This is a genomic window from Sphingobacterium sp. UBA1498 (assembly GCF_002325125.1).
In the GTDB taxonomy this organism is placed as follows: domain Bacteria; phylum Bacteroidota; class Bacteroidia; order Sphingobacteriales; family Sphingobacteriaceae; genus Sphingobacterium.
The window spans coordinates 1-11,846 of record NZ_DCRG01000023.1 but is presented as its reverse complement, the minus strand read 5'-3'; the positions used below and the strand labels follow the sequence as shown (position 1 = coordinate 11,846).

The following is an 11,846-nucleotide window of genomic DNA, read 5'->3' as shown; positions in this document are numbered from 1 at the left end:
TTAGTATACATGTATAATATTAAAAATACATTTATGAAGATAAAAATTAAATTAGCAACAGCCCTATTGTTTTTATATTCCTTGTGTTCTTACGGACAAAATCCGACATTAAAAGAATGGCAAAAAGGCGTAATAAAAGATGAGTTTATTTATGATACAGCATCTTTTCCGTCCTGCCATTCTGCTACGATGGCAGAGACGGATCAAGGCCTGGTATATGCCTTTTTTGGTGGAACGAAAGAACGTCATCCCGATGTGGAAATCTATGTGAGTAGACTTGAAAACGGTAACTGGTTAGCGCCAGTGTCGGCAGCGGATGGTGTACAGCCAGACGGCAAGCGCTTGCCAACCTGGAACCCAGTTTTATATCAAATACCCAACGGAGATCTCTTGCTATTCTATAAAATTGGACCCAAGCCATCGGAATGGTGGGGGATGCTCAAACGGTCCAAAGATGGCGGTAAGACTTGGTCTGCTGCCGAGAAGTTGCCCGAGGGCTTTATTGGACCGGTGAAAAATAAGCCTGTTCTTTTGCAAAATGGCACCTTGCTGAGTCCTTCCAGTACAGAAGGAAATGGCTGGAATGTACATTTTGAGGCGAGTTCGGATTTTGGTAAGACTTGGCGTAAAATAGGCCCTATCGCCCGTGGTGCAGATAATCTGGATGCCATACAACCGAGCATACTTGACCACGGAAATGGTCGGTTGCAAATATTGGCGCGCACACGCAACCGTGCGGTCGTAACATCTTGGTCTAAGGACTGGGGCGAACATTGGACCCCACTGGAAAAAACGGCGCTCCCAAACAATAATTCGGGGACGGATGCCGTAACGCTAAAAGACGGACGGCATGTGTTGGTGTATAACCACGTGCTTCCGGAAGGTAACTTAGCCAAAGGGGCACGTACACCATTGAATGTTGCTTTTTCCAAAGATGGCAAGCAGTGGCAGGCCGCACTTATACTTGAGGATTCGCCAATCAGTCAGTATTCTTATCCCGCAGTGATTCAAACCAAAGATGGGCTATTGCATTTTGGCTATACCTGGCGTAGAAAGAAAATGAAACATGTCGTCGTAGATCCGAAGAAAGTGAAATTAATCCCGATTGAGGATGGCATCTGGCCAACAAAAAAAGGATATAAAAAACCAGACCCTAATGCATATGTCAAAGAAGAAGATTAAGCTTGTTTTCACCGCATGTCTGTTTGTGGTTTCGCTTGTTGTCAAGGGGCAGGACAGCTTACTCAATTATGAGCATAAATTTAAGCAACCCCTGGAAAAAGTGCTTGCCTTGATGCAAAAACGGTATCAGGTCAAGATCAAATATGATCCACGTAATGTCAAAGACATTATGGTGGATTACGCACCCTGGAAGTTTAGGGCAGATCTTGTGGGCACAGAAGTCAATTTGCTGTATCCCTTGGGTTTTAAACTGCAGGAGGAAGCCAAGCCCAATATCTATAAATTAAAATCATACGAGTATTACCGCTGGAAACCACAGGAAGGTTGGGACTTTCTAAACTTACTGTCCAAAAAATATACGGATCAGGCAAGTTGGGAAAAGAGAAAAGATCAATTGCGTGTTGCGGTGAGACAAGCGATGTACTGGGATAAGCTGAAAAGTATACCGAATCAACCGATCCGATTGGGCAAGGCACGTCGCTATGCGGATTACCAAGTTGAGAATTTTGCCTTAGAAATTATCCCGGGAGTATATATCAATGGTAGTATCTATTCGCCGCTCAAGCAAAAGAAAAATATCCCTGTGATGTTATCTCCTGATGGCCATTGGCCAAATCAGCGGTATCGTTCGGATGCGCAAAAGAGATTTATCACCTTAGCTCGACTAGGATGTATGGCAGTAAGCTATGACCTATTTGCCTGGGGAGAATCCCTATTGCAGTTTGCTTCGACAGATCATCGCAGCAGCGAAGCCATGTTGATGCAGACCTGGGGAGCAGCACGAATTATGGAATATGTAATGAGCTTGCCTAATGTCGATCGAAGCCGAATAGGAATCAGTGGCGGATCGGGTGGTGGTAGCCACAGTATTTTAATGGCTGCTTTAGACGATCGCTTCACGTTGGTCGCTCCTGTCGTTGCAATGTCTTCTTATTTCTTTGGTGGATGTCCCTGTGAAAGTGGAATCCCCGTACATTTTGTCTGCGGTGGGACCAATAATGTTGAACTGGCTGCGATGACAGCGCCCAAACCACAACTGATCATCTCCGATGGACAGGATTGGACGAAGGAGACCGCTATTAACGATTTTCCATATCTGCAGCATATCTATGGTTATTATGGTCAGCAAAATCAGGTGCAACACGCACATTTTCCCGAAGAAGGTCATGATTTTGGCTACAACAAAAGGCAGGCACTCTACAAATTCCTACTGGATCATTTTCATTTAGATCAGACTAAAGCTGCCGATATCATCGTGGAAACCGGTATTCAGATCGAGCCGGAGGAGTTATTATACAGTTTTGGAAAGAAGGGGGAAAACTTACCAAAGAACGCGATTCGTGGGATGGAACAGTTGAAAGCATTGTTAAAATCATATCAGATTGAACTATGATGAACCGAAAAAAATTTATACGCGATACCTTGGCTTTAATTGCCGTAGCAGCCCTGCCTTCTGCTGTCTTTGCTGCACCTAAGCGACGTTACAACGTCGCCGTAATTGATCTGATGATCTTAAAGCGGCAAAAGCTAAGTGCCTTTGACCTGGCAAAAGAAATAGGAGCAGACGGGTTGGAGGTAGATATGGGCGGACTGGGCAACCGGATTACTTTTGATAGTAAGTTGGGCGATCCAGCACAACGGAAGGCTTTTCTTGACAAAGCAAAGGAAACCGGAATAACGATCTGTTCGTTGGCCATGACCGGCTTTTATGCACAGTCTTTTGCTACGCGGCCGACTTATCAGCAGATGGTAGGGGATTGTTTGGAAGCTTGCCAGAATATGGGGGTTAAAGTCGCTTTCTTGCCTTTGGGCGTGACGTGCGACTTGGTTAAATATCCCGAACTGCGACCTGCTATTGTGGAGCGTCTTCGTATAGTAGGTGAGATGGCAAAAAAAGCCGGTGTGATCATCGGGATTGAAACAGCATTGGATGCAAAAGCTGAGGTTGATCTTTTAAAGGAAATTGGGTCCAAACATATACAGATCTATTTTAATTTTTCCAATCCGTTGAAAGAAGGGCGTGATCTGATTCAGGAGGTGACTATTTTAGGAAAGAAGCGGATCTGTCAGATTCATTGTACGGATGAAGATGGTGTATGGCTCGAAAATAACAAACGACTGCATATGCCTTTGGTAAAACGAACCTTGGACCGTATGGGCTGGCGCGGTTGGCTCGTGATCGAGCGATCCCGTGACGCTAATCTATCACCACGTGCCGTCAAAGAAAATTTTGGTGCAAATACACGCTACGTAAAACAGGTGTTTCAATGAAATTAAACTGGATAATATCGCTTGTAGTGGTAGTAATGGGCATGCAGGGATGTCGAAGTCTTTCGGTTAAAAAGCAACTGGATAAGACCCTGTTACGTGCCGATCAGGTAGGAGCGGGAGAGATGCCTCTTGAGCCACAGAAGGTACAATCCCCTTTTACGGCATGGAAGGTCCAGCGGCCGACATTTCCGATGCGACATGATACTGCAGGGCCTGCTGAAAATATACAGGCTAAGCTCGATCAGCTTGCGGCACAGGGGGGAGGTACGTTAGTACTGAAAGGACATCACCATACAGGACGGATTACGCTAAAGTCCTATATTAATCTAAAATTGGATGAAGGTTCCGTTTTGGAATTTAAGCATGAAATCAATGATTTTCTGCCTGCGGTGTTTACACGGCACGAAGGAGTAGAATTATATAGCTTGGGGGCTTGTATTTATGCCAATGGGGCAGAAAACATTGCCATCACGGGATCAGGTAGAATTATTGGCCCCGGTGAAGGCAGCGTCCGGAATAAAACCATGACGCATGACGTCATTGAAAATATTGTCGATAGTAATACGCCTGTTGAGCAGCGGATCTACGATGGAAAGACCGCAGATTTCATCTTCCCACCGGCACTCATTGCGCCTATTAACTGCAAAAGTGTCTGGATTGAAGGTGTATCGCTCGAGCGTACTGCTTTTTGGAATATCGTGCCCACTTATTGTGAGGATGTCGTGATCCGTGGAGTTCGCATCCATTCTACGGGTATACCACGTGGGGATGGGATCGATATTGAATCATGCAACCGCGTGCTTGTGGAGTACTGCACCCTAAATACTGGAGACGATTGTATTGCCGTGAAAGCAGGACGTGGGTTCGACGGACTACGGGTGAATAGACCTTCGGAAAATATAGTTGTCCGCTATTGCTTTTCCGAAAAAGGTCATGGTGGATTTACGATCGGTAGTGAGACTGCCGGCATGGCCAAGCAGGTGTATGTCCATGATTGTGTGTTTGGAAAAACCAATGTTGGCATCCGTTTTAAGACCAGAAGGCCACGCGGTGGTGGCGGATCTGATATTCACTTTGAGCGTATCCGGATGCAGGAGGTGGAATCAGCTTTACGCTGGGATATGCTTGGACAAGCCCAACATGTGGGCAATCAGGCTAGCCGTGATTTCGAAGTTCAAAAGAACGCTCTGACACCACGTTTCTCGGATATCCAAATAAAGGATATATATATTGATGCGGCTAAAAATTGTATTAAGATCGAAGGTATTCCAGAGTCTGTTTTGGAAAACGTATCTATTGATCGTGTTTTTGGACGCGGAGACCGGTATCTGTCGATTAAAGATGCTAAAAATATCAAGATTAAAAATAGTGTTTTTGTGTGTAAAGATACCAGTATCTCAACAACCAATGTTTTGGGGCTGATACAAGATCGCGTACGTGTCATCACGGAATCGCCCTAATAGTTGGTTATGAATACAGTCGGGGAAAAAAGAAAAAGAATGAAGAATATTGTAAAACAGGGAATCGTTTTAGGAAGCATTTTCCTGTTATTGCTAGCTATGCCCGTAGTGGGTATGGCTAAGTTATCAGTAACGCGTGTTTTGATAGAAGGACGCGAAAACCCATTGGGTATAAATACATTAAAGCCTTCATTTAGCTGGCAACTGCACAGCGATAAATTTGATGTGCAACAACAGGCTTATCGTATCGAGGTCAGTAAAAGCACTCGTTTTGCAAAGCAGGATTTGCTTTGGGATTCCCAATGGGTAGCGACAGAGCAATCCCTAAATTTGTTATACCAGGGAAATCCTCTAGCTACGGGTACAAGTTATTACATCAGAATACACGTTCGTGATAATAAAAAGGAGACAGCCACAAGTGCGGTGCAACGGTTCCACACAGGGTTATTGCAAGCCCAAGATTGGGGCAGTGCAAAGTGGATTGCAAAAGATATATTACCGGATTCATTGGTCAATCCACTGCCACTAAGCTCCAGCAAGCTCCGCCTGGATAAAAGTTATGACCTTCCGGTTTTCCGGAAATCAGTTCAGGTGAAAAAGAAGATCAGTTCTTCGATTGCTTATGTGGCTGGCCTGGGACATTATGAGTTGCTATTGAATGGCAAGCGGGTAGATGATGCAGTGCTACAGCCGGGGTGGACAAAATATGACAAAGAAGCCTGTTATGTGGTTTATGATCTTACCCAAGCCTGGCAACAGGGAAAGAATACAATCGCTGCCCTATTAGGAAATGGGTTTTATTATATTCCACCAATTAAAGGCCGATTTCAAAAACATAAAGTTGCTTTTGGTCTGCCAAAGCTCAAACTTAAGATCGTCAATACCTATACGGACGGGACGCAAGAAATCATCGTTAGTGATGCAGGCTGGAAAACACACCGGTCACCCATTACTTTTTCCAGCATGTATGGGGGCGAGGATTACGATGCACGGATTTTACCTGATTATTGGTCAGCCCCTGTTTACGATGACAGGAACTGGCAGCAAGCGCTCATAACGGATGGACCACATCTACGGGCTCAGGATATTGATCCGGTAAAAATTATGCAGCGCTTCCCACCTGTTGGATTTCAGCGAGCTGAGGGGGGGAAACGGATCACCTATGATTTTGGACAGAATGCGTCGGGCATTGTCACTATGCAAATGACCGGACAAGCGGGAGATACCGTACGGGTGTATCCGGCCGAATTGTTGACGGCGGATGGACGCCCCAGTCAAAAGCATTCAGGAAGCCCTTATTATTATCAATATATTTTTGCAAAAGATGGGACGGTATCCTGGCAGCCACGTTTTACGTATTATGGATTTCGCTATGCTGAAGTTCAGTTGCATCCTGCCGGCAGCAAAGCGGTTCGGATGGATGCGATACAGTTGGCCCATATCCGGAATAGTACAGCGCAGGTAGGAAGCTTTCAAAGCTCCGATACGCTATTTAATCAGATCCATGGATTGATCAATTGGGCTATTAAGAGTAATATGGTCAGTGTCTTTACCGATTGTCCACACCGCGAAAAATTGGGCTGGCTGGAGCAGCTACATTTAATGGGGCCGTCGGTACAATTTAACTTTGATGCTGAACGCCTGTTTGCCAAGTCGCTGCGGGATATGCGGCAATCTCAGACAAAGGATGGTCTAGTTCCTGAAATAGCGCCCGAATATGTGCAGTTTGACTGGGGCGGCGATATGTTCAGGGACTCACCCGAGTGGGGAAGCAGCTCGATTATCTTGGGCTGGTATGCCTATCGCTGGTATGGAAACAAGTCTTTTCTTGCCGATAATTATGCCATGATGACCCGTTATATCGATTATTTGGGTACAAAAGCGAAGGGACACATTTTAACACAGGGTTTGGGTGACTGGTATGATTTGGGACCGGAGCGTCCCGGTGTTTCCCAGCTGACTACTCCCGGGATTACGGCTACGGCAATCTATTACTATGACTTGAAACTCATGGTAGACATCGCTATGCTACTTGGACAAAAAGAAGATGCCGAAAAATTTGAAACGTTACGGCAGGCCGTTTTCAGTGCCTTCAATCAACAATTTTATCGACCTCAGGAACATAGCTATGGCTCCGGTAGTCAGACAGCGTTGGCCATGCCACTGTATGTTGGACTGGTACCTCAGGAGGCCCAACAGGCAGTTTTTGAAAAACTAACAACAACCGTTTGCCAAAATGATACGGCGTTGACGGCAGGAGATATCGGTCATCGTTACCTGCTACAGGTGTTACACTCCAACAACCGTGATGATCTGATTTATGCCATGCACCATCGTGATGACCGGCCCGGATATGGATATCAGCTGCGAAAAGGTGCCACGGCACTGACCGAGTCTTGGGCGGGTCTTCCAAACGTCTCCAATAATCATTTTATGCTTGGCCACCTGATGGAGTGGTTTCATACCGGCTTGGGCGGAATACAGCAAGATGCAGCATCGACCGCATTTAAACACTTTCGAATCGAGCCCAAAATGATGGATGCACTGAAAGACTGTGAGATAAGTTTTAGAAGTCCATATGGAAAAATTTATTTTAACCGAGAACAATCTAAAGGAAATTATCAAGTAGAGATACCTGTCAATAGCCAATGTATATTGGTTTTGCCAAAGGGAACTTATCAGGTCAATGGAAAGGCCATGGAGGCCCAAACTGTCAATGTAAAAGAAGACCATGTTGAATTCAAATTGGGCTCAGGAAAATATACAATTACTCAATGAAAGCTGATATCGTGATTATTTTAGCCAGTTATAAACCCATTGAAATACCATTAGACAACAACGTAAATAGTTCAGATTGTACTAACGAAGAAAAAGAGTAGACAGATGAAAAGATTAATGCTATTGCTATCCATTGCTTTGGCCGGTCCTAAATTAAAGGCTCAAACTCCGGCAGTTTCCAGTGCGGAAATGACAAAAATTTATGAAGAAGTAAAGACCCCCTATAAGTATGGACTTGTTTTAGTACCTGCGCATAAAGGTGAATTGATGGATTGTCCGACCATTTATAAGGAGGGGAAATATTGGTATATGACCTACATTGTGTTTGATGGAAGTGGTTATGAGACCTGGCTGGCGCAGAGCTCGGATCTTTTGAACTGGAAGACCTGGGGGAAACAACTCTCCGTGGCACCAGATGGCAGCTGGGATGCTAAGCAGCGAGCAGGATATAATGCCTTGGTGGATACAAAATGGGGCGGGAAGTATAAGCTCAACAGCTACGCTGGAAAATACTGGATGTCCTATTTCGGTGGTTCCACACCTGGTTACGAACCTGAGCCGCTGGCGATTGGGATGGCTTATACAACTAAAAAACCAACACAACCTGTGGAATGGCAACGGTTGTCCAAGCCCGTGTTGACCAGTACGGATCCGGATGTTTCCTGGTGGGAAAATCGGCATAAGCTATTCAAAAGCTATGTGATTGAAGATACTGATAAACAGACGGGCCATCGCTTCGTCATGTATTACAATGCCGTAGGCGATTCATTACCCAATAATAAAGCAACACGATGGTATGAACGTATTGGTATGGCTGTGTCAGATGATCTGGAAAACTGGAAGAGGTTCCAGCCGAACCCTGTGGTTCACCATCCGGTAGGAATTACGGGAGACCCTATGATTCAGCGGATCCACAATACTTGGGTCATGTTTTATTTTGGCGCTTTCTGGAAAGACCGTAAAGGGGCATTCAATCGATTTGCGGCATCCAAGGATCTAATCCACTGGACAGATTGGGATGGTGCAAATCTGATTGAATCAAGTGAAAGTTTTGATCAGCAATATGCGCACAAATCATTTGTATTGAAAGCGGAGGGTGTTGTTTATCATTTTTATTGTGCAGTGGACGGCAAAGGTAACCGCGGTATCGCCTTGGCAACTTCGAAAGATTTAGGTACAAGTACGGTGCGTTTTAAAGACTTAAGCCATGAGCAAGAATAGCCCCTCAGGCCTAGGTCACTTTTCAAAAAACTATTCCTAATGGATAAACCCGAGGGAAGTTTAAATACCTCCATATAGACTAACGAATAAAGACGCAAGCACGAAGCCATCATTGACTGCAATGAAAGCAGTGCTTATAAATAACCATTTACTTATGAATTTATATTATTTTATTTCTATTCTCTTTTTATTTCAACTTCAGCTTGTATACGGACAAGGACGTTCAAAAATCAGCTTTAATGACAATTGGAATTTTACGTTGCAGGATCAGCTGGGCTATCGCTTGAACGACGGAGATGCCCAAGCTTGGGAATCGGTTGAATTGCCTCATGATTGGAGTATCAAAGCTGATTTTGATGCTAGTTACCCAGCAGGTAATGCAGGAGGAGCATTGCCTGGCGGAATTGGCTGGTATAGTAAGGAGTTTAAGTTGCCGACCGCAGATCAGGGTAAAAATATACAGTTGTACTTTGGCGGAGTTTACCGTTATGCAGAAATATGGATTAATGGTGTTTATTTTGGGAAAAAGCCCAATGGTTACCTCTCTTTTACACTGGACCTGACTCCGCATATTAAATTTGGAAATCAACCCAATCGCATTGCTATTCGTGTGGACAATAGTAAACAGCCAAACTCCCGGTGGTATTCAGGTTCCGGAATCTACCGTGATGTTTATCTCCTAAAAAGCAGCGAAGTACACCTCGACGAACAAGAAACTTTTATCACTACGCCGGAAATACAGGGTGTATTGGGACAGCTTAAAGTGCGTTCTAAATTGAATAAGTTGGCGCGACCTAAAGGCGTTGCAGGGAATAAATATCAAATTACTGTATGGGATCCCAAAGGAAATATACTGTTAAAAAAGACAGGGGTTGAGAAAGATGGATATATTGATGCATCACTTCAAGTGGAAAAGCCACAATTGTGGAGCCTAGCGTCGCCAAATTTATATCGTGTGCAACTCACTCTTTTAACTAAAAATAATACAGTCGAAGATCAAATTGAAAAGAGAATCGGATTCCGGACAATTCGCTTTGATGCGAAAACTGGCTTCTACTTAAACGGCGAGGCCTTGAAAATTTTAGGAGTATGTATGCATCATGATTTGGGTGCTTTAGGAGCCGCTTTTAATAAGTCTGCTGCGAAAAGACAGCTTGTCATGATGAAAGAAATGGGTGCAAATGCCATTCGAACTGCACACAATCCACCCGCAGACGAGTTACTTGATCTCTGCGACGAAATGGGAATTTTGGTTTACAATGAAGCATTTGACATGTGGAAAAAGCGAAAAAATAAGTTCGACTACCACATTGACTTTCCTACGGAACACCTCAAGGGTATTGAAGCATGGGTGCGTCGAGATCGCAATCATGCTTCGGTTATCCTATGGAGCATCGGAAATGAAATCCGAGAACAATTTGACTCCACGGGTATTACCTTAACGCAAGAAATGGCCAAATTGGTAAAATCTTTGGATCCAACACGCCCCGTTACTGCCGCCTTGACCGAAAATAATTATGTAAAGAACTTTATCGCACAGGCAGAGGCTTTGGATGTACTGGGCTTCAACTACAAACATGAAGATTATGATAAATTACCTGTAGAATTCAAAAATATACCGCTGTTGGCATCAGAAACTGTTTCTGCCTTACAGACTAGAGGGGTGTATGACAAATTGCACGATACGATTCAGTTGTGGCCAGCATCATCAAAGGACAAATATGTCGTTAACGGTAATCCCGATTTTACAGTTTCGGCCTATGATAATGTTGCTGCCTATTGGGGCACAAGTCATGAGAAAGCTTGGCTAGCGGTCAAGAGTCGTCCTTTTTTGGCTGGAACATTTGTCTGGACCGGTTTTGATTATCTTGGCGAACCCGTTCCTTACCCTTATCCTGCAAGGAGCTCTTATTATGGTATTGTCGATCTTGCCGGTATTCCCAAAGATGTGTACTACATGTATCAGTCTGAATGGACAAACCAGGATGTCCTTCACCTTTTACCGCATTGGAACTGGAAAACAGGTGATACTGTGGACGTATGGGCTTATTATAATAAAGCTGACGATGTCGAGTTGTTCCTGAACGGCAAAAGTCTGGGAACTTCAGCTAAAACAGCAGATCGTCTGCACGCCAGCTGGAAGGTGCCTTTTGAAAAGGGGGAACTGAAAGTTGTTAAAAAGCGAGACGGTAAGATTGTTCAGGAAGCAAGTATGCGTACAGCGGGAGAAGCTAAGCGGGTAAAAGTCTCCTTAGAACATGAAAAATATGCCACAGGGGAATCCCGAGACCTTTATTTTGTGACTGCGGAATTGGTGGACCAAGCAGGACAGTCCGTGTTGCACAATGATCAAGAAATTGAGTTCATTGTAAAGGGAGATGCAAAAGTACTCGGGACTGACAATGGGTTTCAAGCCGATCTAAGAGGGTTGCATCGTCCCAACAGAAAAACATTTAAAGGAAAAGCATTAGGAATTATTCAAAAAATAGCGGATACGCCTTGCACCATAATTATCCGTTCGGTTTTGGGCGATCAACAAATATCGATCTAGGTACAGCGAGATATAGTTTTTATCGTTTTTTGGTGAAATTTAATTCAGGTTCGTTATTCAGTCCTAAGGTAAACAGCTGTACGAATGGTGTTGATGCCCTTCGGCCAATTCCTCAGGGACAGATGGACGCCATTAGCAACCCAGGCGAATTTCTTCAGAACAATGGCTGTTGATAGCATTGTTCTGAGGCCATAAGCCAAGGTGAAACGAAGTAGTATGATATTTTAAAATTATTTTCAGATGAAGCAGACAATTCTCATATGGGTCTTTATATTTTTTTCGCTAGCTGCGTTCTCAGCTCAGGGAGGAGAGATCTATGTGGGTAAACAAAGCAACAAGGAACAACGGGATGGCACTCGGGGAGCTCCATTTTCATGTTTGGA

8 protein-coding genes are annotated in these 11,846 nt (G+C 44.3%); all 8 read left to right on the top strand.

All coding sequences use genetic code 11. From position 1 onward, the window contains the following. The first annotated feature begins 33 nt into the window (after nt 1-33). Complete coding sequence (locus B3139_RS13360) at nt 34-1,182, top strand: sialidase family protein (RefSeq protein WP_293883883.1); 1,149 nt, start codon at nt 34-36, stop codon at nt 1,180-1,182. Then, nucleotides 1,163-2,575 (top strand): acetylxylan esterase, encoded by a 1,413-nt coding sequence (locus tag B3139_RS13355; protein ID WP_293883882.1) that lies wholly within the window; start codon nt 1,163-1,165, stop codon nt 2,573-2,575. Before B3139_RS13360 ends, B3139_RS13355 begins: the two co-directional genes overlap by 20 nt. Next, nucleotides 2,572-3,453 (top strand): sugar phosphate isomerase/epimerase family protein, encoded by an 882-nt coding sequence (locus B3139_RS13350; protein WP_293883881.1) that lies wholly within the window; start codon nt 2,572-2,574, stop codon nt 3,451-3,453. The genes B3139_RS13355 and B3139_RS13350 overlap by 4 nt, the downstream gene beginning before the upstream one ends. Then, nucleotides 3,450-4,913, top strand: a complete 1,464-nt coding sequence (locus B3139_RS13345; protein ID WP_293883879.1) for a glycoside hydrolase family 28 protein — start codon at nt 3,450-3,452, stop codon at nt 4,911-4,913. The genes B3139_RS13350 and B3139_RS13345 overlap by 4 nt, the downstream gene beginning before the upstream one ends. Before the next feature lie 39 nt (nt 4,914-4,952). Continuing rightward, nucleotides 4,953-7,691 (top strand): family 78 glycoside hydrolase catalytic domain, encoded by a 2,739-nt coding sequence (locus B3139_RS13340; RefSeq protein ID WP_293883877.1) that lies wholly within the window; start codon nt 4,953-4,955, stop codon nt 7,689-7,691. A 105-nt stretch (nt 7,692-7,796) separates the two neighbouring features. Then, a complete protein-coding gene (locus tag B3139_RS13335) occupies nt 7,797-8,912 on the top strand; it encodes a glycosylase (RefSeq protein ID WP_293883875.1) in 1,116 nt (371 codons plus the stop codon). A gap of 154 nt (nt 8,913-9,066) precedes the next feature. Then, entirely contained in the window at nt 9,067-11,463 is a 2,397-nt protein-coding gene (locus B3139_RS13330) for a glycoside hydrolase family 2 TIM barrel-domain containing protein (RefSeq protein ID WP_293883873.1), read from the top strand. Nucleotides 11,464-11,495: 32 nt separating this feature from the next. Then, nucleotides 11,496-11,636 (top strand): hypothetical protein, encoded by a 141-nt coding sequence (locus B3139_RS13325; RefSeq protein ID WP_293883871.1) that lies wholly within the window; start codon nt 11,496-11,498, stop codon nt 11,634-11,636. Nucleotides 11,637-11,846: the final 210 nt, after the last annotated feature.

Excerpts from the sequence above, each read along its gene's own strand:
- B3139_RS13330 (WP_293883873.1), top strand. The coding sequence starts at position 9,067 with ATGAATTTATATTATTTTATTTCTATTCTCTTTTTATTTCAACTTCAG.
- B3139_RS13355 (WP_293883882.1), top strand. The coding sequence starts at position 1,163 with ATGTCAAAGAAGAAGATTAAGCTTGTTTTCACCGCATGTCTGTTTGTG.
- B3139_RS13345 (WP_293883879.1), top strand. The coding sequence starts at position 3,450 with ATGAAATTAAACTGGATAATATCGCTTGTAGTGGTAGTAATGGGCATG.
- B3139_RS13335 (WP_293883875.1), top strand. The coding sequence starts at position 7,797 with ATGAAAAGATTAATGCTATTGCTATCCATTGCTTTGGCCGGTCCTAAA.
- B3139_RS13360 (WP_293883883.1), top strand. The coding sequence starts at position 34 with ATGAAGATAAAAATTAAATTAGCAACAGCCCTATTGTTTTTATATTCC.
- B3139_RS13350 (WP_293883881.1), top strand. The coding sequence starts at position 2,572 with ATGATGAACCGAAAAAAATTTATACGCGATACCTTGGCTTTAATTGCC.
- B3139_RS13340 (WP_293883877.1), top strand. The coding sequence starts at position 4,953 with ATGAAGAATATTGTAAAACAGGGAATCGTTTTAGGAAGCATTTTCCTG.